Origin of the sequence: Streptomyces niveiscabiei (assembly GCF_033794345.1) — a bacterium.
Classification (GTDB): Bacteria; Actinomycetota; Actinomycetes; order Streptomycetales; family Streptomycetaceae; genus Streptomyces; species Streptomyces niveiscabiei.
The window spans coordinates 159,392-182,894 of record NZ_JARAYJ010000015.1 but is presented as its reverse complement, the minus strand read 5'-3'; the positions used below and the strand labels follow the sequence as shown (position 1 = coordinate 182,894).

Below are 23,503 nucleotides of genomic sequence, written 5' to 3'. Positions count from 1 at the left end.
GCTTGGGTGTGGGGCGGGCCTGCGTGCGCGTGCCGGGTCGGGTCGGGTAGGGCCCGGGTGGGTGGGGTGGGGTTGTCGGTGGTGCGTGACATGCTTGTGGGGATGGCCAAGAAACGTGCTGATGATGACCTCCTCGCCCCTGTGACCCTCGCCGTGGGGCAGGAGGAGCTGCTGCTCGACCGGGTCGTGCGGGATGTCGTGCGGGCGGCCCGGGAGGCCGACGCGGACACGGATGTGCGGGACCTGGGGGCGGAGCAGGTGCAGCCGGGGACGCTGGCCGAGTTGACGAGCCCTTCGCTGTTCTCCGAGCGGAAAGTCATCGTCGTACGGAACGCGCAGGACCTCTCGGCGGACACCGTCAAGGACCTGAAGGGGTATCTGGGCTCGCCCGTCGAGGACATCGCGCTCGTGCTGCTGCATGCGGGTGGGGTCAAGGGGAAGGCCGTGCTGGAGGCCGCGCGCAAGGCGGGGGCGCGGGAGGTGGCCTGTCCGAAGATGACCAAGCCCGCCGACCGGCTGGCCTTCGTCCGGCAGGAGTTCCGGGCGACGGGGCGGTCCGCGACGCCGGAGGCGTGTTCCGCGCTGGTCGACGCGATCGGGAGCGACCTCAGGGAGCTGGCCTCCGCCGTCTCGCAGCTGGCCTCGGACATCGAGGGGACCATCGACGAGGCCGTCGTCGGGCGGTACTACACGGGGCGGGCCGAGGCGTCCAGCTTCACCGTCGCCGACCGGGCCGTCGAGGGGCGGGCGGCGGAGGCGCTGGAGGCGCTGCGGTGGTCCCTGTCGACCGGGGTCGCGCCGGTGCTGATCACCAGTGCGCTGGCCCAGGGGGTGCGGGCCATCGGCAAGCTGTCGTCCGCGCGCGGGGGCCGGCCGGCGGACCTCGCGCGCGAGCTGGGCATGCCGCCCTGGAAGATCGACCGGGTCCGGCAGCAGATGCGGGGGTGGACGCCGGAGGGCGTGGCGGTGGCCCTGCGAGCCGTCGCCGACGCGGACGCCGGGGTCAAGGGCGGCGGGGACGATCCGGAGTACGCCCTGGAGAAGGCGGTCGTGACAATCGCCCGAGCGGCCCGCTCCCGGGGGAGGTAGGGAAACGGATTGATCGCCGTGCGCCGGCCTGGCTAGCGTTCCCGGCATGACGACGACTCCGGACGCCACCGACTGGCTCGCAGCCAACCGTGCCAACTGGGACGAGCGGGTTCCGATCCACGCGGCGGGGTCGTTCTACGACCTGCCCTCCTTCGTCGCGGGCAAGGAGTCGCTCCAGGACTTCGAGGCCGACGAGGTCGGTGAGGTCAGCGGGAAGACCCTGCTCCACCTGCAATGTCACATCGGGCTGGACACCCTGTCCTGGGCTCGGCGAGGCGCTGTCGTCACCGGGCTCGACTTCTCACCGGCCGCTGTCCAGGTCGCCCGGGAGCTGGCGGGGCGGGTCGGCGCGAAGACGGCGCGGTTCGTGACGGCCGATGTGTACGACGCCGTCGAGGCGCTCGGCGGTGAGCGCTTCGACATCGTGTACACCGGCTTCGGCGCGCTGTGCTGGCTGCCTGATATCGCCGGGTGGGCGCGGACGGTTGCCGCGTTGGTCGCCGAGGGCGGGTTCCTGTACCTGGCCGAGTACCACCCCGTCGCCGAGTTGCTCGCCGATGACGGGGCCACCGTGGAGGGCGACTACTTCCACCGTGAGCCGATCGTGGTCGACGCGCCGGGGACGTACGCCGATACCGCGGCACCCATGGACGCCACCGTGACCGTCGAGTGGCGGCACGGCGTCGGGGACGTGGTCAGCGCCCTGGCCGGGGCCGGGCTCCGCGTGGAGTTCCTGCACGAGCACGACCACGGACACTTCAGGCTTCCCGCGGGGCGGGGGGTACCCCGGGTCTACACGGTGCGGGCGGCGCAGACGGGGTGACGAACCGGTACGGGGAGCCGTCGCTGCAGGGTGTCTGCCGAGGGCGGCGGCATCCGCGGCAACCCCGTCGACGTACGCCGAAGACCCCGGTCCCACCCTGGGGAAGGGGGGAACCGGGGTCTTCGGTTCGAGCTTTACGGTCACGCCCGCGTGGCGAACGCAGGCCGCGCGTGACCAGGTGGGTGCCGGACGGGAGCGGATGAGAGAGGGCCCGCTAGGGTCCGTCGGCGGTCAGATCAAAAAAGGGGTTCAGCCCTTGAGCGCCTCGACCTTGGAAGCAAGCGCCGACTTCTTGTTGGCGGCCTGGTTCTTGTGGATGACGCCCTTGGAGACGGCCTTGTCCAGCTGGCGCGCGGCGGCGCGCTGGTACTCGGTGGCCTTCTCGACGTCACCCGCGGCGGCGGCCTCGCGGGCCTTGCGGATCGCGGTCTTCAGGGAGGACTTGACGGCCTTGTTGCGCAGCCGGGCCTTCTCGTTGGTCTTGATCCGCTTGATCTGGGACTTGATGTTCGCCACTGATTGAGCCTTTTCAGGTTCAGGCACGGGACCGCGGGGGCCCCGGACCAGGTGATTTCTTGGGGTGTGCCTCGCGCTGAGAGGGCAAGAGACACAGCTGTCCACAGTAGCAGCGGCCCCCCGGCCAGCCCAAACCGGGACCTGGTCGCCACCCGTGGGACCATAGAACCTACGTATCGATCCCGACCCGAGGCACAAGGCGCCTCAAGAGACAGGACCCTGCGTGCCCGCGACCCCTAAGAATGTGCCCGAGCCGAGCCGTACCGACCCGGCGCTGATCCGCAATTTCTGCATCATCGCGCACATCGACCACGGCAAGTCCACGCTCGCCGACCGCATGCTCCAGCTGACCGGCGTGGTGGAGCAGCGCCAGATGCGTGCCCAGTACCTCGACCGCATGGACATCGAGCGTGAGCGCGGCATCACGATCAAGTCCCAGGCGGTGCGGTTGCCGTGGGCCCCGACCGAGGACCCGGGCAACACGCACATCCTGAACATGATCGACACCCCGGGGCACGTGGACTTCACGTACGAGGTCTCCCGCTCGCTCGCGGCCTGCGAGGGCACCGTCCTCCTCGTCGACGCGGCCCAGGGCATCGAGGCGCAGACCCTCGCGAACCTGTACCTCGCGATGGAGAACGACCTCACGATCATCCCGGTGCTGAACAAGATCGACCTCCCGGCGGCGCAGCCGGAGAAGTTCGCCGAGGAACTGGCGAACCTCGTCGGCTGCGACCCGGACGACGTCCTGCGGGTCTCCGCGAAGACCGGCGTCGGCGTGGACGCCCTGCTCGACCGGGTCGTCCGGGACGTCCCGGCGCCCGTCGGCGTCAAGGACGCGCCGGCCCGCGCGATGATCTTCGACTCGGTGTACGACTCGTACCGCGGCGTCGTGACGTACGTCCGTGTCATCGACGGCCAGCTCAACAAGCGTGAGCGCATCAAGATGATGTCGACCGGCGCGACCCACGAGCTGCTGGAGATCGGCACCAACTCGCCGGAGATGCTCGGCGCGGACGGCCTGGGCGTCGGTGAGGTGGGCTACCTCATCACCGGCGTGAAGGACGTCCGCCAGTCGAAGGTCGGCGACACCGTCACCAGCCAGGTCAAGGGGGCGACGGAGGCGCTCGGGGGCTACAAGGACCCGAAGCCGATGGTCTTCTCCGGCCTGTACCCGCTGGACGGCTCGGACTACCCGGAGCTGCGCGAGGCCCTCGACAAGCTCCAGCTGAACGACGCCGCGCTCGTCTACGAGCCGGAGACCTCCGCCGCCCTCGGCTTCGGCTTCCGCGTCGGCTTCCTCGGCCTGCTGCACCTGGACGTGATCCGCGAGCGCCTGGAGCGCGAGTTCGGCCTCGACCTGATCGCGACCGCGCCGAACGTGGTGTACCGCGTCGTCATGGAGGACCGCAGCGAGCACGTCGTCACGAACCCGAGCGAGTTCCCCGAGGGCAAGATCATGGAGGTGTACGAGCCCGTCGTACGCGCCACGATCCTCGCGCCGACCGAGTTCATCGGCTCGATCATGGAGCTGTGCCAGACCCGGCGCGGCACCCTCCTCGGCATGGACTACCTCTCCGAGGACCGTGTCGAGATCCGCTACACGCTGCCCCTCGCGGAGATCGTGTTCGACTTCTTCGACCAGCTGAAGTCGAAGACGCGCGGCTACGCGTCGCTGGACTACGAGCCGACCGGCGAGCAGACCAGCTCGCTCGTGAAGGTCGACATCCTGCTGCACGGCGACAAGGTCGACGCGTTCTCCGCGATCACGCACAAGGACGCGGCGTACGCGTACGGTGTGCGCCTGGTCGCCAAGCTGCGCGAACTCATCCCGCGGCAGGCCTTCGAGGTGCCGATCCAGGCGGCCATCGGCTCCCGGGTCATCGCCCGCGAGACGATCCGCGCCATCCGCAAGGACGTCCTCGCCAAGTGCTACGGCGGTGACATCTCCCGGAAGCGGAAGCTGCTGGAGAAGCAGAAGGAGGGCAAGAAGCGCATGAAGATGGTGGGTTCCGTGGAGGTCCCGCAGGAGGCCTTCATCGCCGTCCTGAGCAGCGACGACAGCGCCGGCTCGGGCAAGGGCAAGAAGTAGCGGCCGACCGGCCGTACTTGTGGGGTCCGTCGTGTGTGAGCACGGCGGGCCCCGCTGTCGTATCAGGCGGAAGTGACCGTCCGTGACCCCTTACGCCCGGGCCGGACGCCCTTTACTCTGATCCCTGCCTGGTAGTTACTCGTGAGTTAAACAGCCGCGCAGCACAACCGCCGCACCGTCGCGGGCCCCGGAGGACGTCGTGAGCGACACACAGACCCTGATCGAGAACCGCCCGCCGTCCGTGGCGGGCCTCTTCCTGGAGCGGGTGGCGGCCACACCCGACGCGGAGGCGTACCGGTACCCGGTACCGGCACCGTCCGGTCAAGGGCCCGACGACTGGAAGTCGCTGAGCTGGGCGCAGGCCGCTACGCGCGTCCACGCGATCGCGGCCGGCCTGATCGGGCTCGGCGTCCAGCCGGAGCAGCGCGTCGCGCTCGCCTCCTCCACCCGCATCGAGTGGATCCTCGCCGACCTCGGCATCATGTGCGCGGGCGCCGCGACGACGACCGTGTACCCGCAGACCAACGACGAGGAGTCGGCGTACATCCTCTCCGACTCCGAGAGCCGGGTGCTGATCGCGGAGGACGCCGCGCAGCTCGCCAAGGCCGCCGCCAAGCGCGACGAGCTGCCCGACCTGGCGTACGTCGTCGTCATCGACCCCGAGGGCGCCGACACCGGCGAGGAGTGGGTCCTCACGCTCGCGGAGCTGGAGGAGCGCGGGGCGGCGAAGCTCGCCGAGGAGCCGGGGCTGATCGAGAAGAAGGTCGCCGCGATCACCAAGGACCAGCTGGCGACCCTGATCTACACCTCCGGTACGACGGGCCGCCCCAAGGGGGTGCGCCTGCCGCACGACAACTGGTCGTACATGGCCAAGGCCATCGCCGCGACCGGGCTGATCAGCGGCGAGGACGTGCAGTACCTGTGGCTGCCGCTGGCGCACGTCTTCGGCAAGGTCCTCACGTCGGGGCAGATCGAGGTCGGGCACGTCACCGCCGTCGACGGCCGCGTCGACAAGATCATCGAGAACCTGCCGGTCGTCCGGCCGACGTACATGGCGGCCGTCCCCCGCATCTTCGAGAAGGTCTACAACGGCGTCGCCGCGAAGGCGAGGGCCGGGGGCGGCGCGAAGTACAAGATCTTCCAGTGGGCCTCGCAGGTCGGCCGCGAGTACGCCAAGGTCACGCAGGACAACTTCACGCGGACCGGGAACCGGACGGCGCCCTTCGCGCTCACCGCGAAGCACAAGGCCGCCGACACGCTCGTCTTCGCGAAGATCCGCGAGGCGTTCGGCGGGCGGCTGCGGGCCTGCGTCTCCGGGTCCGCCGCGCTCTCCCCCGAGATCGGGTACTTCTTCTCCGGCGCCGGCATCCACATCCTGGAGGGGTACGGGCTCACCGAGTCCTCCGCCGCGTCCTTCGTCAACCCCGGCGAGGCGTACCGCACGGGCACCGTCGGCAAGCCGCTGCCCGGCACGGAGGTGCGCATCGCCGACGACGGGGAGATCCTGCTGCGCGGCCCCGGGATCATGGAGGGGTACCACAAGCTCCCCGACAAGACCGCCGAGGTGCTGGAGTCCGACGGGTGGTTCCACACGGGTGACATCGGCGAGCTGTCCCCGGACGGGTTCCTGAAGATCACCGACCGCAAGAAGGACCTCATCAAGACGTCCGGCGGCAAGTACATCGCCCCCGCCGAGGTCGAGGGGCAGTTCAAGGCGGTCTGCCCGTACGTCTCCAACATCCTCGTGCACGGGGCCGACCGGAACTTCTGCACGGCGCTGATCGCGCTGGACGAGCCGTCGATTCTCGGCTGGGCCGAGGAGAACGGGCTCGGCGGGAAGCCGTACGCGGAGGTCGTCGCCTCGCCTGCCGCCGTCGAGCTGATCCAGGGGTACGTGGACGAGCTCAACGCGGGGCTCCAGCGCTGGCAGACCATCAAGAAGTTCCGGTTGCTGCCGAGGGACTTGGACGTCGAGCATGGCGAGATCACGCCGAGTCTCAAGTTGAAGCGGCCTGTGGTGGAACGTGCTTACAAGGGGCTGCTGGAGGAGATGTACGCAGGAACACGCGAAGCGTGAGGGGGTGTTGGGGAGCGTTGGCGAGTGCTGCGCCGTCGTGGTTGCTCGCGCAGTTCCCCGCGCCCCTATCGGCGTTCCAGTAACCCGGCCATGGCTGCCAGCAGTTCGTCGATGTCCACCGGCTTCGGTACGTAGTCGTCCGCGCCCCGCGCGATCGACTTCTCCCGGTCTCCCGGCATCGCCTTCGCCGTGAGGGCGATGATCGGGAGGTCGGTCCAGCGGGGGGAGCGGCGGATCGCGGTGATCGTCTCGTAGCCGTCCATCTCCGGCATCATGATGTCCATCAGGATCAGCTCGATCTCCGGGTGGGCGGCGAGGAGTTCGATGCCCTCGCGGCCGTTCTCCGCGTACCGGACGTCCATGCCGACGCGGCCCAGGACGTGGGTCAGCGCGAACACGTTGCGGATGTCGTCGTCGACGATCAGGACCCGGCGCCCGGGCAGCACCTCGGCGGCGCGGCCGGTGCGCCAGGTCTCCGGCGCGGCGGCCGGCGGCCACGTCTCGACGGGTTCGGCGGCCGGCGGCGCGAGGTGACCGGGGCTGACCAGCGGCACGTACAGCGTGAACGTGGAGCCGAGGCCGGGCGCGCTCTGGGCGACGATCCGGCCGCCGAGCAGCCCGGCGATCTCGCGGCTGATGGACAACCCCAGGCCGGTGCCGCCGTACTTGCGGTTCGTGGTGCCGTCGGCCTGCTGGAACGCCTCGAAGATGCCGGGGAGTTGGTCCGCCGCGATGCCGATGCCCGTGTCGGTGACGGCGAACGCGATCATGTCGTCACGGGCGCGGGTCACCCGTAGCTCGACGCTGCCCGAGGACGTGAACTTGACCGCGTTGGACAGCAGGTTGCGCAGGATCTGCTGGATGCGCTGCTCGTCGGAGTGCATCGTGCGCGGTACGTCGTCGTCGACCGCCACCTCGAAGGCGAGGCCCCGGTCGAGGGTGAGCGGGCGGAACGTGGCGTGCACGTAGTCGAGGAGCTTGATCAGCGGGAGCGTCTTGGGGCGTACGTCCATCCGGCCCGCCTCGATCTTCGACAGGTCGAGGATGTCGTTGATGAGCTGGAGCAGGTCGGAGCCGGAGCGGTGGATCGTCTCCGCGAACTGCACCTCCTGGTCGGAGAGATGGCCGTCGGGGTTGTCGGAGAGCAGCCGGGCCAGGATCAGCAGCGAGTTGAGCGGGGTGCGCAGCTCGTGCGACATGTTCGCCAGGAACTCCGACTTGTACTGCGACGACGTCGCCAGTAGGGCCGCCTTGTCCGCGAGTTCGGCGTTGGAGCGCCGCAACTCCGCCTGCTGCTTCTGGAGTTCGTCCGAGCGTTCCTGGAGCTGGCGCATGAGCCGCTGGGACTCGCTCAGCAGGGACTCCGTACGGGAGTTGGCGATGATCGTGTTGATGGCGACCCCGATCGTGTTCACGAACTGGTCGAAGAACGCGAGGTGGACGTCCGAGAAGCGGGAGAACGAGGCGAGTTCGACGACCCCGAGGAGCGTGTCCTCGAAGAGGATCGGGATGATGACGACGGTCGTCGGCGGCGCCTCCCCGAGCCCGCTGGCGATCTTGATGTAGTCCGCCGGGGTCTCCTCCACCAGGATCCGCTTCTTCTCCCGCGCCGCCTGCCGGACCAGACCGTGCACCGGCAGCCCGCCCGTCTCGACGGCCCCGTACCCGGCGATGAACGCCAGCCCCTTCGCGGGGCCGGCGGTGTGGTCCTCCGGGTCGGCCAGGTAGAACGCCCCGTACTGCGCGTTCACCAGCGGCGTCAGCTCGCGCAGGATGAGGTCCGCGACCTCCATCAGGTCCCGGTGGCCCTGCATCAGCGACGCGAGGCGGGCCAGGTTGGACTCCAGCCAGTCCTTCGCGCGGGTCGTCTCGCGCAGGGTCGCCACCATCAGGTTGACGTCGTCCTTCAGCTCGGCGACCTCGCCGCGCGCCTCGACGGTGATCGCCCGGGTCAGGTCGCCCTGGGCCACGGCCGAGGCGACCTCGGCGATGGCGCGGACCTGTGTCGTGAGGTTCAGCGCGAGTTCGTTGACGTTCGTCGTGAGCCGCTTCCAGGTGCCGTAGACGCCCTCCACCCGTGCCTGGCCGCCGAGTTGGCCCTCCGAGCCGACCTCGCGGGCGACGCGGGTGACCTCCGAGGCGAACGCGGAGAGCGTGTCCACCATCGTGTTGATGGTCGTCTTCAGTTCGAGGATCTCGCCGCGCGCGTCCACGTCGATCTTCTTCGACAGGTCGCCCTGTGCGACGGCCGTCGCCACCTGCGCGATGTTGCGGACCTGTGAAGTGAGGTTGTCCGCCATGTAGTTGACGTTGTCGGTGAGGTCCTTCCACACCCCCGACACGCCCCGCACCTGCGCCCGGCCGCCCAGGTTCCCTTCCGTGCCCACCTCGGCGGCGACCCGCGTCACCTCGTCCGCGAACGCCCGCAGTTGCTCCACCATCGTGTTGACGGTGTCCTTCAGCTGCTGGATCTCGCCGCGCGCGTCGACCGTGATCTGCTTGGAGAGGTCGCCGTTGGCCACGGCGGTCGTCACCTGCGCGATGTTGCGGACCTGTGAAGTCAGGTTCAGGGCCATGAAGTTGACGTTGTCCGTCAGGTCCTTCCAGACCCCGGAGACGCCCCGGACCTGGGCCTGGCCGCCCAAGTTGCCTTCCGTGCCCACCTCTCGGGCGACCCGCGTCACCTCGTCCGCGAACGCCGAGAGCTGGTCCACCATCGTGTTGATGGTCGTCTTCAGCTCCAGGATCTCGCCCTTCGCCTCCACGGTGATCTTCTTGCCGAGGTCGCCCTGCGCGACGGCCGTCGAGACGAGGGCGATGTTGCGGACCTGTGAAGTGAGGTTGTCCGCCATGAAGTTGACGTTGTCGGTGAGGTCCTTCCAGACGCCGGAGACGCCCCGGACGTGAGCCCGGCCGCCGAGGTTGCCCTCGGTGCCGACCTCGCGGGCGACCCGCGTGACCTCGTCCGCGAACGCCGAGAGCTGGTCGACCATCGTGTTGACCGTGTTCTTCAGCTCCAGGATCTCGCCGCGCGCGTCGACGGTGATCTTCTGACTGAGGTCGCCGTTGGCCACGGCGGTCGTCACCTGCGCGATGTTGCGGACCTGCGAAGTCAGGTTCGAGGCCATGAAGTTGACGTTGTCCGTCAGGTCCTTCCAGACGCCGGACACGCCCCGGACCTGGGCCCGGCCTCCCAACTGGCCCTCCGTACCCACCTCTCGGGCGACGCGGGTCACCTCGTCGGCGAACGCGGAGAGCTGCTCCACCATCGTGTTGACGGTCAGCTTCAGTTCGAGGAGTTCGCCGGTCGCCTCGACGGTCACCGTACGGGTCAGGTCGCCGCGCGCCACCGCCGTCGTCACCAGCGCGATGTCCCGTACCTGCGCGGTCAGCCGGGCCGCCATCGTGTTGACGGCCTCCGTCACGTCCCGCCAACTCCCCGACAGGCCCTGCACCTTGGCGCGGCCACCGAGGCGGCCCTCGGTGCCGACCTCGCGGGCGACCCGGGTCACCTCGCCGGTGAACAGTGAGAGCTGGTCGACCATCTTGTTCACGGCGCGGCCCAACCGGCGCAGATCACCCCGGAGTTGGCGGGTGCCGTCGTGCAGGTCGACGCGTTGGGTGAGGTCGCCGCCCGCCACCGCGTCCAGGACGCGGGTCGCGTTCGCCGCCGGGGCGGCCAGGGCGTCCAGGAGCTGGTTCACGTCGTCCACGCGTGACGTCCAACGGCCCTGCCCCGGGCTGGCCGAGACCCGCTCGTCCAGCCTGCCGTGCCGGGTCACCTCGCGCTTCACCCGGCGCACCTCGTCGTTGAAGTGCGTACTGCGGTCCACGATCTGGTTGTAGACCGTGGTCAGTTCGGCCACGATCCCGTCGTCCCGGGCCGGCATCGCCGCCCGGACGAACTCCCCGTCCCGGGCCGCGAGCAGCGCGGTGAGCAGAGGGCGTAGCGCAGATGCTCGAATCCCGCCCTCAATTGATCCGTCTTCGAGCACACACACAGCACTGTTCTCACTCATGACGGCCCACTTCGGTAACTCGGCGCTTATGGGCGTAGTCAGTCTGTCACCCTGTCCGTAACGACCGAGGCGTATTCGAACCAACTGCTCGGGGAGGAGGGCCGGACATGGGGACCATTCCGACACAACGGGAGTCGGCCCCGCGCTCGCGGCTCCGCCGGCCGTCGCGGATCGGTACGACCCTCACGGGGAGCGCGCTCGCGCCGGGGACCGCGCGGGAGGTGCTGGCGCGGGCCCTGGACGAGTGGGCCGCCGCCGGCCGGCACGCCACCCCCCGCGCCGGGGACGAGGCCGTCCTCGTCCTCAGCGAACTCGTCACCAACGCGGTCGTCCACGCCGGCACCGACGTCGAGATCAGCTGCCGGCTGGAGGAGCCGAAGGAGGGGGCGGGGACGGCGTACGACATCGTCGTCGAGGTCTCCGACCGGCATCCGTCGCGGACCCTGCGGGACGGCGACCCCGACCCGTCGTACGAACCCGCCGAGTACGGACGGGGGCTGAGGCTCGTCACCGCGCTCGCGATGGAGTGGGGCGTGACGTACCGGCGCGACGGCAAGACCGTCTGGGCCCGGCTGGGGGAGACCGGCGGGTGCGGGGAGTGCGGCGGGGCGGGGGAGCGGGGGTTCGGGGACGAGACCCATCACGGGCCCCACGAGGGGAGCGACGGTCTTGGGGCCGGTGTTGGCGGCCTCGGGACCGGTTGCGGGAGCGAGCCCCGGGGTGGGAGCGAGCCGTGCGGGGCTTGCGGAGGCCAAGGCGTACGTGGGCCCGTGTCCGTCCTCGGGCCGTTGCCCTCCCTCGGGCTCGCCGTCGCGCTCGCGCCCGAACCGCGGTCCTCGCTGAACGAGCAGGACTGGCTCGGGCGCGGGGCGCTCTCCTTCCTCGCCGAGGCGTCCGATCTGCTCGCCGGGCAGCTCGACGAGGACCTCGTCGCGGCGCTCACCGGGCAGGTCGTCGTGCCGCGCGTCGCCGACTGGTGTGCCGTATGGCTGGAGGACGAGACCGTCGGGGGCGGCGGGCGGCTCGCGCGGGTGTGGCACAAGAGCGAAGGGTTTCTCGAAGGGCTCAAGCGGGAGCTGGAGCAGACGCCGCCCCCGCCCGCCGAGAACAATGGGCGGCCCCCCGACACCCAGCCCTACGACCACCCCTGGCCCGTCCAGTCCCTCGGCTCGCCCGGCACCGCCCTCGCGTACCGGCTCGTCGCCGGGGGGCGGGTCCTCGGGACGCTCGTCATCGGGCGGTGCGGGATCCTCCGGTTCCCCGACGAGGTCACCGGGCTCGTCGAGGACCTCAGCCGGCGGGTCGCGCTCGCGATCGGCGCCGCCCGGCAGTACGCCCGGCAGGTCACCATCAGCGCCGTACTCCAGCGCGGGCTGCTGCCGGGCGCCGTCGCCGAGATTCCCGGCGTGCGCAGCGCGCTCGTCTACGAGCCCCGGGAGAAGGGCGGGCCCAGCGGCGACTTCTACGACCTCTTCCCCGCCGACGACGGCCGGTGGTGCTTCGCCATCGGCGACGTCCAGGGCAAGGGGCCCGAGGCCGCCGTCGTCATCGGCCTCGCCCGGCCGTGGCTGCGGCTGCTGGCGCGGGAGGGCTACGGCGTCGCGGACGTCCTCGACCGGCTGAACCAGCTCCTCCTCGACGACGCCACCGAGGCCGCCGACGCCGCCGCCCGCGCGTACGTGGGCCCCGCCGGCCCCGGCGAGGGCCCCCAGACCCGGTTCCTCTCCCTCCTCTACGGCGAACTGGTCCCCTACGACGGAGGCGTACGGGTCACCCTCGCGTCCGCCGGCCACCCCCTGCCGCTCCTGCTGCGCCCCGACGGCACGGTCACCCCCGTCGCCCAGCCCCAGACCCTCATCGGGGTCGTCGAGGACGCGACCTACACGAGCGAGGTCCTCCACCTCCTCCCCGGCGACAGCCTCCTGTGCGTCACCGACGGCGTGACGGAACGCCGCAACGGCGGCAAGCAGTTCGACGACGGCGACGGACTGGCCGTCGCGCTGGCCGGCTGCGCGGGGTACGACGCGGAGCTGATCGCCGAGCGGATCCAGGAACTGGTGCACGGGTTCGGCTCCGAGCCGCCGGAGGACGATCTCGCGCTGCTGGTGCTCCAGGCGGAGTGAACAGGGCGGGTGCGGGACAATGGGCGTATGCCTTCCGTACTTCCCGACGGTGAACCCGTCCCCGACGACGGCGCCCTGCCCGGTGCCGCGCTCGCCGGGGGTGCGGACCGGCCGCTCGGCTTCTACCTGCACGTTCCGTACTGCGCCACGCGCTGCGGGTACTGCGACTTCAACACGTACACCGCCACCGAGCTGCGCGGTACGGGGGGCGTGCTGGCCTCCCGGGACAACTACGCCGACACCCTGATCGACGAGGTGCGGCTCGCCCGCAAGGTGCTCGGGGACGATCCCCGGGAGGTGCGGACCGTGTTCGTGGGCGGGGGGACGCCCACCCTGCTGGCCGCCGGGGATCTCGTACGGATGCTGGACGCCGTCCGGGACGAGTTCGGGCTCGCGGACGACGCGGAGATCACCACCGAGGCCAACCCCGAGACCGTCGGCCCCGCCTACCTCGCCGAACTCCGCGAGGGCGGGTTCAACCGGGTCTCCTTCGGGATGCAGAGCGCCCGGCGGCATGTGCTGAAGGTGCTGGACCGCACGCACACCCCCGGCCGGCCCGAGGCGTGCGTCCGGGAGGCCAGGGCGGCCGGGTTCGAGCACGTGAACCTCGATCTCATCTACGGCACCCCCGGCGAGTCCGACGACGACTGGCGGGCCTCCCTCGACGCCGCGCTCGGCGCCGGGCCCGACCACGTCAGCGCGTACGCGCTCATCGTCGAGGAAGGCACCCAGCTCGCCCGGCGCATCCGGCGCGGCGAGGTCCCGATGACCGACGACGACGTCCACGCCGACCGGTACCTCATCACCGAGTCCGTGCTGTCCGGCGCCGGCTTCGCGTGGTACGAGGTGTCCAACTGGGCCACCTCCGAGGCCGCCCGCTGCCTGCACAACGAGCTGTACTGGCGGGGCGCGGACTGGTGGGGCGCCGGGCCCGGGGCGCATTCCCACGTGGGCGGCGTGCGCTGGTGGAACGTGAAGCACCCGGGCGCGTACGCGGCGGCACTCGGCGCCGGGAAGTCCCCGGGCGCCGGCCGCGAGCTCCTCTCCGAGGAGGACCGCCGGGTCGAGCGCATCCTGCTGGAGCTGCGGCTCCGGGAGGGGGTGCCGCTGTCACTGCTCAGGGAAGCGGGGCTGGCCGCCGCGCGGCGGGTACTGGGGGAGGGGCTGCTGGAGCGGGGGGCGTACGAGGCGGGGCGGGCGGTGTTGACGCTGCGGGGGCGGCTGCTGGCGGACGCCGTCGTCAGGGATCTGGTGGACTGATCACAACCCCGCGGGCGCGGGGACGATGATCTGCTCGGGTCGCGTCAACGACTCGGCGGGCCTCAGGGCACGGTCACGTGATCGATGAGGTGCTCGACACAACGCAGCAACTCCGGCTCCAGGTCCTTGTACGACGTCACCCGTTCCAGGATCGCCCGCCACACCGCGCCGGTGTTCTCGGACGGCCACCCCAGCGCCTTGCACACCCCCGTCTTCCAGTCCTGGCCGTGCGGGACGCGGGGCCAGGCGGTGATGCCCAGCGTCGACGGCTTCACCGCCTCCCAGATGTCGATGTACGGGTGCCCGACGACGAGGGCGTGCTCGCTGGTCACCGCCTGGGCGATCCGCCACTCCTTGGTGCCGGGCAGCAGGTGGTCGACGAGGATGCCGAGGCGGGCGTCGGGGCCGGGCGCGAACTCGGTGACGATCGCGGGGAGGTCGTCCACGCCTTCCAGGTACTCGACGACGACGCCCTCGACGCGCAGGTCGTCGCCCCAGACCTTCTCGACGAGCTCGGCGTCGTGCCGGCCCTCGACGTAGATGCGGCCCGCACGGGCGACGCGCGCGCGGGCGCCGGGGACGGCGACGGAACCGGAGGCCGTACGGGTGGGGCGTACCGAGGCCGCCGAGGGCTTCACCAGCGTCACCGGCTTCCCCTCCAGCAGGAACCCGCGCGGCTCCAGGGGGAACACCCGGTGCTTGCCGAAGCGGTCCTCCAGCGTGACCGTGCCCGCCTCGCAGCGGATCACCGCGCCGCAGAACCCGGTGCCGGGCTCCTCGACGACGAGGCCGGGGTCGGCCGGGATCTCGGGCGCGGGGGCCTGCTTCTTCCACGGCGGGGTGAGGTCCGGAGAGTACTGGCGCATTCGGATGACGATAGGAGAAACCCCGGCGCCCGGCAGACCCCTCACCCGCGCGACACGCCGAACCGTTCGCTGAGAGCGTCCCGCTGTCGCCGTACGAAAGCGGCGTCCACGACAGCCCCGTGCCCCGGCACGTACACGGCGTCCTCCCCGCCGAGTGCCAGCAGCGCGTCCAGCGCCGAGGGCCACCGCGACACCGCCGCGTCCGGCCCCGCCTGCGGCTCCCCGGACTCCTCGACGAGATCCCCGCAGAACACCACCGGCACGGCACCGGAGACGGTGACGACAAGGTCGTACGGAGTGTGTGCGGGACCCAGGGGGACGAGGTCGATGCCCGGGACCGGGGTGCAGGCTCGCGTGACCACGTGCCCGGGGGCGGTCAGCGCGGCGGCGGCCTCCTGGGCCAGGTCGGTGTCCAGGCCGTTGCGTACGGCGTCGGCGGCCAGTTCGGCGGCGTCGTATCCGGCGTACGCGGCGTACACCTCCGCCTCCGGGAAGGCCGCGGCGCCGAAGACGTGGTCGAAGTGGGGGTGGGTCAGCGCGAGATGGGTCACATTGACGGGGAGGAGATCACGTAGACGCGCGCCCTCGGGGAGGCTGGAGCCGGAGTCGATCAGGAGCGCGGCGTCCGGGGTGATCACCAGCCCCACCGTGCAGTCCCATCCCGGCAGGCGGACGCGGCCGACGCCGTCACCGAGACGTTCCCAGCCCAGCTCTTCCCAAGTCACCGTCATACGGCGACGCTAGCCGTACCATCCGGCGACGGGGACGACCTTGCCCCCGTGGTACCCGACCGCCGTACACTGGCACTCGTAGGTGAAGAGTGCCAGGGCGGACTTCTGGAGGTGTGCGCGGTGCTGAGTGAACGCAGGCTTCAGGTGCTGCGCGCGATCGTCCAGGACTACGTGGGGACCGAGGAACCGGTGGGTTCCAAGGCGCTCACCGAGCGGCACAACCTCGGCGTCTCCCCGGCGACCGTGCGCAACGACATGGCCGTCCTGGAGGACGAGGGGTTCATCGCGCAGCCGCACACGAGTGCGGGGCGCATCCCCACCGACAAGGGCTACCGCCTGTTCGTCGACCGCCTGGCCGGAGTCAAGCCGATGACGGCGCCCGAGCGCCGCGCCATCCACCACTTCCTGGACGGCGCGGTCGACCTGGACGACGTGGTGGCGCGCACGGTCCGGCTGCTCGCGCAGCTCACCCGGCAGGTCGCCGTCGTCCAGTACCCCTCCCTCACCCGCTCCACCGTCCGGCACGTCGAGCTGCTGGCGCTCGCGCCCGCGCGGCTGATGCTCGTGCTGATCACGGACACGGGCCGGGTGGAGCAGCGGATGGTGGACTGCCCGGCGCCCTTCGGGGAATCCTCGCTGGCGGATCTGCGCGCGCGGCTCAACAGCCGGGTCGCCGGGCGCCGGTTCAGTGACGTCCCGATGCTCGTCGAGGACCTCGCGGAGGCGTTCGAGCGCGAGGACCGGGGTACGGTCTCGATCGTGCTCTCCACGCTGATGGAGACGCTCGTCGAGGAGAACGAGGAGCGGCTGATGATCGGCGGAACCGCCAATCTCACCCGCTTCGGACATGACTTTCCCCTCACCATCCGGCCCGTCCTGGAAGCCCTGGAGGAGCAGGTCGTGCTCCTCAAGTTGCTTGGCGAGGCCGGGGATTCGGGCATGACCGTGCGCATCGGGCACGAGAACGCCTACGAAGGACTCAACTCCACGTCCGTCGTGTCGGTCGGCTACGGTTCGGGCGGCGAGGCAGTCGCCAAGCTCGGCGTGGTCGGACCGACCCGCATGGACTACCCGGGAACGATGGGAGCGGTACGCGCAGTGGCGAGGTACGTCGGACAGATCCTGGCGGAGTCGTAAGTGGCCACGGACTACTACGCCGTACTCGGCGTGCGCCGTGACGCGTCGCAGGATGAGATCAAGAAGGCGTTCCGCCGGCTCGCGCGCGAGCTGCACCCGGACGTCAACCCGGACCCGAAGACCCAGGAGCGGTTCAAGGAGATCAACGCCGCCTACGAGGTGCTGTCGGACCCGCAGAAGAAGCAGGTCTACGACCTCGGCGGCGACCCGCTCTCGCAGAGCGGCGGCGGGGGCGCGGGCGGCTTCGGCGCCGGTGGCTTCGGCAACTTCTCCGACATCATGGACGCGTTCTTCGGCACGGCGTCCCAGCGCGGCCCGCGCTCGCGCACCCGGCGCGGCCAGGACGCGATGATCCGCCTCGAAGTCGACCTCGACGAGGCCGCCTTCGGCACGACCAAGGACATCCAGGTCGACACGGCGATCGTCTGCAACACCTGCAACGGCGAGGGGGCCGCGCCCGGCACCACCGCGCAGACCTGCGACATGTGCCGGGGCCGGGGTGAGGTCTCGCAGGTCACGCGGTCCTTCCTGGGCCAGGTCATGACCTCGCGGCCGTGCCCACAGTGCCAGGGCTTCGGGACGGTCGTGCCCACGCCGTGCCCCGAGTGCGCCGGTGACGGCCGCATCCGCTCCCGCCGGACGCTCACGGTCAAGATCCCGGCCGGTGTCGACAACGGCACGCGCATCCAGCTCGCCGGTGAGGGCGAGGTCGGGCCCGGTGGCGGGCCCGCCGGTGACCTCTACGTCGAGATCCACGAACTCCCGCACTCCACGTTCCAGCGCCGGGGCGACGACCTGCACTGCACGGTCACCATCCCGATGACGGCGGCGTCCCTCGGCACCAAGGTCCCCCTGGAGACCCTGGACGGCATGGAGGAGGTCGACATCCGGCCCGGCACCCAGTCCGGCCAGTCGATCCCGCTCCACGGGCGCGGCGTCACACATCTGCGCGGCGGCGGGCGCGGCGACCTCATCGTGCACGTCGAGGTCCAGACCCCCACGAAGCTGGACCCCGAGCAGGAGCGCCTGCTGCGTGAACTCGCCAAGCTGCGCGGCGAGGAACGGCCTCAGGGGCAGTTCCAGCCGGGGCAGCAGGGGTTGTTCTCGCGGCTGAAGGATGCCTTCAACGGGCGTTGATCCTGTGGCGCGTGTGTTGGCATGTGCCAAACGTGGGGTCGGTTCGAGGTTGTTCGGAGGACGTGACAACATGCGGTCATGTCCTCCGAACTGACCGATCTCTTTCCTTACCCGATCGTGCAGGCCCCCATGGCGGGCGGGGTCTCCGTGCCGCGGCTGGTCGCGGCCGTGTCCGAGGCCGGTGGCCTCGGCTTCCTCGCCGCCGGGTACAAGACGGCCGACGGCATGTACGAGGAGATCAAACAGGTCCGTGGCCAGACCTCGCGGCCGTTCGGTGTGAACCTCTTCATGCCCCAGCCCGAGTACGCCGAGGCGGGCGCGGTCGAGCTCTACGCGCATCAGCTCGCCGGTGAGTCCACCTGGTACGAGACGGAGCTCGGCGACCCCGACAGCGGCCGGGACGACGGGTACGAGGCGAAGCTCGCCGTGCTGCTCGACAACCCCGTCCCCGTCGTGTCGTTCCACTTCGGCGCGCCGAGCCCCGAGGTGCTGGCGAACTTCCGGCGGGCCGGGACGCTCACCCTCGTCACCGCGACCTCCCCGGAGGAGGCCGTCGCGATCGAGCGCGCGGGCGCGGACGCGGTGATCGTGCAGGGCGTGGAGGCGGGCGGTCACCAGGGGACGCACCGGGACAACCCGGAGAACGACCGTGCGGGCGTCGGCCTGCTCGCTCTGCTCGCGCAGATCCGCGAGGCGGTGTCGCTGCCGCTGGTCGCCGCGGGCGGCATCATGCGGGGGAGCCAGATCGCGGCGGTGATGGCGGCCGGCGCGTCCGCGGCCCAGCTCGGTACGGCGTTCCTCGCGACGCCGGAGTCCGGGGCGGCGGCCGTGCACAAGGCCGCGCTGACCAACCCCCTGTTCGCGCGTACGGAGTTGACGCGGGCCTTCTCGGGCCGGCCGGCGCGGGGGCTGGTGAACCGGTTCCTGCGCGAGCACGGCCCGTACGCGCCCGCCGCGTACCCCGAGATCCACCATCTGACCTCGCCGCTGCGCAAGGCCGCGGCGAAGGCCGGGGACGCGCAGGGGATGGCCCTGTGGGCGGGGCAGGGGCACCGGATGGCGCGTGACCTGCCCGCCGGGGACCTCGTCGAGGTGCTCGCGGCCGAACTGGACGCCGCGCGCACCGCGTTGGCCGCGACGGCGCCCCTTCCCGACGACGCGCCCACCGCCGACGGGGGCGTGGCCTGATGACCGCTCCGGTCTTCGTGGTCGAGCAACTCGCGGGCGCGGGGCCGGAGTTCGTCCTCGACGGGCCCGAGGGGCGGCACGCGGTCTCGGTGAAGCGGCTCCAGGCGGGCGAGCCGGTGGTCCTCACGGACGGCGCGGGGCGCTGGGCGGCGGGCTCGGTGCTCGCCGCCGAGGGCAAGGACCGGCTCGTGGTCCGGCTCCAGCCGGTGTCCGAGGAGCCGCCGCCGGCGCCCCGCCTCACCGTCGTCCAGGCTCTTCCCAAGGGCGACCGGGGGGAGTTGGCCGTCGAGACGATGACCGAGGTGGGGGTCGACGCGATCGTCCCGTGGGCCGCGTCCCGCTGCATCACGCAGTGGAAGGGCGAGCGGGGGGCGAAGGCGCTGGCCAAGTGGCGTGCCACGGCCCGGGAGTCGGGGAAGCAGTCGCGGCGGGTGCGGTTTCCCGAGGTGGCGGAGCTGTCGTCCGGCAAGCAGGTCGCGGCGCTGCTCGCGGGCGCGGATCTCGCCGTCGTCCTGCACGAGGACCGGGAGTACGGGAGTGCGCCGCTCGCGGTGGCCGAACTGCCGTCCGCCGGTGAGATCGTGCTCGTCGTCGGTCCCGAAGGGGGCGTGTCTCCCGAGGAGTTGGCGCTCTTCGAGGAGGCGGGGGCGGTGACGTGCCGGCTGGGGCGGAGCGTGCTGCGTACCTCTACGGCGGGGACGGCGGCTGCGGCGCTGGTGCTGGGGCGGACGGGGCGCTGGTCATAGACCTGTCGTGCGCTGGACCACCGCGTCGAACAGCTCCCAGCCGTCCGTCTCCGAACTCCTCCCGAACAGGCCCCTGTTCTCCGCCTCCTCCACGAACGCCCGTACCACGGACGGGAGATGGAGGTTCAGGTCGTGGCCGGGGGTGCTGACCGTGCCCCCGGGGGTCGTGAAGCCGCCCGAGGGGATACGGCCGGGGCCCTCGGCGAAGACCAGGCGCAGCCGGACGTTGTCGCGGTTCAGGCTGAGGACGTCCTGGCAGGGCGGGTGGACGTGGCGGACGGACCAGTAGTAGTCCCGGCCCACCGTGATCTTCCGTGTCTTCCTTGCGCGCATGGCCCCCATCCTGCTGGGTCCGCCCGGCGGGAGGCTTGCGGATATCCGGGCAGGTGATCCGAAAGCGGTGTCTCTTCGGGCGTTCCCCGCTTAGGGTGAGCCGGTGACCCAGCCCGCTGCGTATCTCCGGTTCCCGCACCTGCACGGCGACTTGGTGGCCTTCACCGCCGAGGACGACGTATGGCTCGCGCCGCTCGACGGCGGGCGCGCGTGGCGGGTGAGTGCCGACAACACGCCCGTCACCGCGCCCCGGATATCCCCCGACGGCACGACGGTCGCGTGGACGTCGACGCGTGACGGGGCCCGGGAGGTGCAGGTCGCGCCGGTCGACGGAGGGCCGTCGACGCGGCTGACGTACTGGGGGAGTTCGTCCACCCGGGTGTGCGGCTGGACCCCCGAGGGGCACGTCCTCGTCGTGTCGACGTACGACCAGGCATCCCGCTCCCGCAGCTGGGCCCGCGCCGTCCCGCTCGACGGGGGACCGGCGACGACCCTGCCGTACGGACTCGTCGACGACCTCGCGCTCGGCGGACCGCACGTCGTCCTGCTCTCCGCGCGCCACGGCCGCGAGGCCGCGCACTGGAAGCGCTACCGGGGCGGCATGGCGGGGAAGCTGTGGATCGACCGGGACGGCGAGGGGCGATTCGTGCGGCTGCACGAGGAGTTGGACGGGAACCTGGAGTCGCCCGTGTGGGCGGGGGACCGCATCGCGTTCCTGTCCGACCACGAGGGCACGGGCGCCGTCTACTCCTCGCTCGCCGACGGCTCCGACCTGCGCCGGCACACCCCTCAAGGCGGCTTCTACGCCCGGCACTTGACGGGTGACGGCACGCGTCTCGTGTACGCGTCCGGCGGTGCGCTGTGGCTCCTCGACGACCTCGACTCGGCCGAACCGCGGCTGCTCGACGTCCAGTTGGGCGGCCAGCGCATGGACCGCCGGCCCCGCCCCCTCGCCCCCGCCGGCTGGCTCGGCGAGGCCGCGCCCGACCACACCGCGCGTGGCAGCGCCGTAGAGGTCCGCGGCGGCCTGCACTGGGTCACCCACCGCGCCGGGCCCGCCCGCGCGCTCGCCGCCGAGCCGGGGGTGCGGGCGCGGCTGCCGCGTACCTTCCGGACGCCGGAGGGCGAGGAGTGGGTGGTGTGGGTGACGGACGCGGAGGGGGAGGACGCGCTGGAGTTCGCGCCCGCGACCGGGCTGGCGCCGGGGGCCACTCCCCGGCGGCTCGCTTCCGGCGCGCTCGGGCGGGTGCTGGAGCTGGCCATGGCTCCCGACGGCAGCCGGGCCGCCGTCGCCTCGCACGACGGGCGGCTGCTGTTCGTCGAGCGGGAGAGCGGGGAGGTCCGCGAGGTCGTGCGCAGCGACGACGGTGACGTGTCCGACCTGGTCTTCTCGCCCGACTCCGGGTGGCTCGCCTGGTCCCATCCCGGACCCAGTCCGCTCAGCCAGCTGATGCTGGCCAACACCACCGACCTGTCCGTCACCGAGGCGACGCCGCTGCGGTTCCGCGACTACGCGCCCGCGTTCACCCTCGACGGCAAGCACCTCGCGTTCCTCTCCACCCGCGCCTTCGACCCCGTCTACGACCAGCACGCCTTCGACCTCTCCTTCCTCGCCGGGGCGCGGCCCCACCTCATCACCCTGGCCGCGACGACCCCGTCCCCCTTCGGGCCGCAGCGGCACGGGCGCGCCTTCGAGGCGCCCGACAAGGAGGAGACGCCCGACAGCGAGGGGACCCCCGCGACCCGCATCGACCTCGACGGGCTCGCCGACCGGATCGTCCCGTTCCCCGTCGAGGCCGGCCGGTACTCGTCCCTTCGGGCCGCCAAGGACGGGCTCCTGTGGCTGCGCCATCCCGTCCAGGGCGTCCTCGGGTCCTCCCGGGCCACTCCCGAAGAGCCCGCCGCCACCACCGAGTTGGAGCGCTACGACCTCGGCGCGCGGCGCGTCGAGCATCTCGCCGACGACGCCGACGGGTTCGAGGTCAGCGGCGACGGCAAGCGGCTGCTGCTGTGGACCGACGGCAAGCTCAAGGTCGTACCCAGCGACCGGCGGGCCTCCGGGGACGAGGACAGCGACTCCAACATCACCGTCGACCTCGGGCGCATCCGGCAGACCGTCGACCCCGCCGCCGAGTGGCGGCAGATGTACGACGAGGCCGGGCGGCTCATGCGGGACAACTTCTGGCGGGAGGACCTCGGGGGCGTCGACTGGACCGGCGTCCTCGACCGGTACCGGCCCGTCCTCGAACGGGTCGCCACGCACGACGACCTCGTCGACCTTCTCTGGGAAGTTCAGGGGGAGTTGGGGACGTCCCATGCGTACGTCACTCCGGGGTGGGGGTATGGGCGGGGGCCTCGGCAAGGGCTGCTGGGGGCGGACATCTCCCGTGCGGATGACGGGAGTTGGCGTGTCGACCGGATTCTTCCCTCCGAGACGTCCGATCCTGATGCCCGATCTCCCCTCGCCGCGCCGGGAGTCGCTGTTCGTGTCGGTGACGCGATCGTCGCCGTCGGGGGGCATCCCGTCGACCCTGTCGCCGGGCCCGGTCCCCTCCTCGTCGGGACGGCCGGGAAGGCCGTCGAGCTGACCGTCCTGCCCGCCGACGGGGGTGACGTCCGGCATGCCGTCGTCGTGCCCGTCGGGGACGAGGAGGCGCTGCGCTACCACGCGTGGGTCGCCGACCGGCGGGCGTACGTCCATGCCGCGTCCGGGGGGCGGCTCGGGTATCTCCACGTTCCCGACATGCAGGCGCCCGGCTGGGCCCAGATCCACCGGGACCTGCGGGTCGAGGTCGCCCGCGAGGGGCTCCTCGTCGATGTCCGGGAGAACCGGGGCGGCCACACCTCCCAGCTGGTCATCGAGAAGCTCGCCCGGCGGGTCGTCGGCTGGGACGTGGCCCGTGGCATGCGGCCCACGACGTACCCCCTCGACGCACCCCGGGGGCCCGTCGTCGCCATCGCCAACGAGTTCTCCGGGTCCGACGGGGACATCGTCAACGCGGCGATCAAGGCGCTGGGGATCGGGCCGGTCGTGGGGACCCGGACCTGGGGCGGGACGATCGGGATCGACAGCCGGTACCGGCTGGTCGACCGGACGCTCGTCACTCAGCCGAAGTACGCGTTCTGGCTGGAGGGGTTCGAGTGGGGGGTCGAGAACCACGGGGTCGATCCCGACGTGGAGGTGGTGGTCCGGCCCCAGGACTATGTGGCGGGGACGGACGTGCAACTGGACGCGGCGATAAGGCTGGCGCTGGAGGGGCTGGGGGAGGGGGAGGGACGGGTGGCGCCGGAGGTGCCGTCGGCCTGAGGTGAGTCGGTGGGGGGCGTGAGGCTTCGTCTACCATTCGCCGTACCACCTAGGAGGGA

At 71.5% G+C, this 23,503-nt stretch carries 16 protein-coding genes; 11 read left to right on the top strand and 5 right to left on the bottom strand.

All coding sequences use genetic code 11. From position 1 onward, the window contains the following. Positions 1-102 precede the first annotated feature (102 nt). The gene (holA, locus tag PV682_RS22280; protein WP_319732486.1) at positions 103-1,089 is read left to right on the top strand and encodes a DNA polymerase III subunit delta; all 987 of its coding nucleotides are present in this window, start codon (positions 103-105) and stop codon (positions 1,087-1,089) included. A gap of 46 nt (positions 1,090-1,135) precedes the next feature. Continuing rightward, entirely contained in the window at positions 1,136-1,912 is a 777-nt protein-coding gene (locus tag PV682_RS22275) for a class I SAM-dependent methyltransferase (RefSeq protein ID WP_319732484.1), read from the top strand. A gap of 249 nt (positions 1,913-2,161) precedes the next feature. Here the strand turns inward: PV682_RS22275 and rpsT are convergent, their stop codons facing one another. Continuing rightward, positions 2,162-2,428, bottom strand: coding sequence for a 30S ribosomal protein S20 (gene rpsT, locus PV682_RS22270; RefSeq protein ID WP_055721305.1), 267 nt, complete (start codon positions 2,426-2,428; stop codon positions 2,162-2,164). 223 nt (positions 2,429-2,651) lie between these two features. Here rpsT and lepA point away from each other — a divergent pair, with 223 nt between their 5' ends. Both lepA and PV682_RS22260 read left to right on the top strand, forming a co-directional pair. Further along, positions 2,652-4,520 carry a translation elongation factor 4 gene (gene lepA, locus PV682_RS22265; RefSeq protein ID WP_319732480.1) on the top strand — a complete coding sequence of 623 codons (1,869 nt, stop codon included), beginning with the start codon at positions 2,652-2,654 and terminating at the stop codon, positions 4,518-4,520. A gap of 199 nt (positions 4,521-4,719) precedes the next feature. Next, positions 4,720-6,597, top strand: a complete 1,878-nt coding sequence (locus PV682_RS22260) for an AMP-dependent synthetase/ligase (protein WP_319732478.1) — start codon at positions 4,720-4,722, stop codon at positions 6,595-6,597. A gap of 65 nt (positions 6,598-6,662) precedes the next feature. Here the strand turns inward: PV682_RS22260 and PV682_RS22255 are convergent, their stop codons facing one another. Continuing rightward, positions 6,663-10,616, bottom strand: coding sequence for a HAMP domain-containing protein (locus tag PV682_RS22255; protein ID WP_319732476.1), 3,954 nt, complete (start codon positions 10,614-10,616; stop codon positions 6,663-6,665). A 107-nt stretch (positions 10,617-10,723) separates the two neighbouring features. Between PV682_RS22255 and PV682_RS22250 the strand changes: the two genes are divergently transcribed. Further along, the gene (locus PV682_RS22250) at positions 10,724-12,739 is read left to right on the top strand and encodes a SpoIIE family protein phosphatase (protein ID WP_319732475.1); all 2,016 of its coding nucleotides are present in this window, start codon (positions 10,724-10,726) and stop codon (positions 12,737-12,739) included. A gap of 27 nt (positions 12,740-12,766) precedes the next feature. Next, positions 12,767-13,999 (top strand): radical SAM family heme chaperone HemW, encoded by a 1,233-nt coding sequence (hemW, locus tag PV682_RS22245; protein WP_319732473.1) that lies wholly within the window; start codon positions 12,767-12,769, stop codon positions 13,997-13,999. Positions 14,000-14,061: 62 nt separating this feature from the next. On the opposite strand, the gene PV682_RS22240 is transcribed toward hemW, so the two are convergent. After that, positions 14,062-14,865: a DUF3097 domain-containing protein gene (locus PV682_RS22240; protein ID WP_319732471.1), complete on the bottom strand. Its 804-nt coding sequence runs from the start codon at positions 14,863-14,865 to the stop codon at positions 14,062-14,064. A 41-nt stretch (positions 14,866-14,906) separates the two neighbouring features. After that, the gene (locus PV682_RS22235; RefSeq protein WP_319732470.1) at positions 14,907-15,596 is read right to left on the bottom strand and encodes an MBL fold metallo-hydrolase; all 690 of its coding nucleotides are present in this window, start codon (positions 15,594-15,596) and stop codon (positions 14,907-14,909) included. 120 nt (positions 15,597-15,716) lie between these two features. Here PV682_RS22235 and hrcA point away from each other — a divergent pair, with 120 nt between their 5' ends. From hrcA to PV682_RS22215, 4 genes are all read left to right on the top strand, one after another. Further along, positions 15,717-16,733 carry a heat-inducible transcriptional repressor HrcA gene (gene hrcA / locus PV682_RS22230; RefSeq protein ID WP_055718598.1) on the top strand — a complete coding sequence of 339 codons (1,017 nt, stop codon included), beginning with the start codon at positions 15,717-15,719 and terminating at the stop codon, positions 16,731-16,733. Further along, positions 16,734-17,870 carry a molecular chaperone DnaJ gene (gene dnaJ / locus PV682_RS22225; protein ID WP_055718599.1) on the top strand — a complete coding sequence of 379 codons (1,137 nt, stop codon included), beginning with the start codon at positions 16,734-16,736 and terminating at the stop codon, positions 17,868-17,870. Positions 17,871-17,948: 78 nt separating this feature from the next. Then, positions 17,949-19,058, top strand: a complete 1,110-nt coding sequence (locus PV682_RS22220) for a nitronate monooxygenase (RefSeq protein WP_319732465.1) — start codon at positions 17,949-17,951, stop codon at positions 19,056-19,058. Further along, positions 19,058-19,804: a 16S rRNA (uracil(1498)-N(3))-methyltransferase gene (locus PV682_RS22215; protein ID WP_319732463.1), complete on the top strand. Its 747-nt coding sequence runs from the start codon at positions 19,058-19,060 to the stop codon at positions 19,802-19,804. Before PV682_RS22220 ends, PV682_RS22215 begins: the two co-directional genes overlap by 1 nt. Here the strand turns inward: PV682_RS22215 and PV682_RS22210 are convergent. Next, positions 19,799-20,137, bottom strand: coding sequence for a hypothetical protein (locus PV682_RS22210; protein ID WP_319732461.1), 339 nt, complete (start codon positions 20,135-20,137; stop codon positions 19,799-19,801). The genes PV682_RS22215 and PV682_RS22210 overlap by 6 nt on opposite strands. A 103-nt stretch (positions 20,138-20,240) precedes the next feature. Between PV682_RS22210 and PV682_RS22205 the strand changes: the two genes are divergently transcribed. Next, positions 20,241-23,444 (top strand): S41 family peptidase, encoded by a 3,204-nt coding sequence (locus PV682_RS22205; RefSeq protein ID WP_319732459.1) that lies wholly within the window; start codon positions 20,241-20,243, stop codon positions 23,442-23,444. Positions 23,445-23,503: the final 59 nt, after the last annotated feature.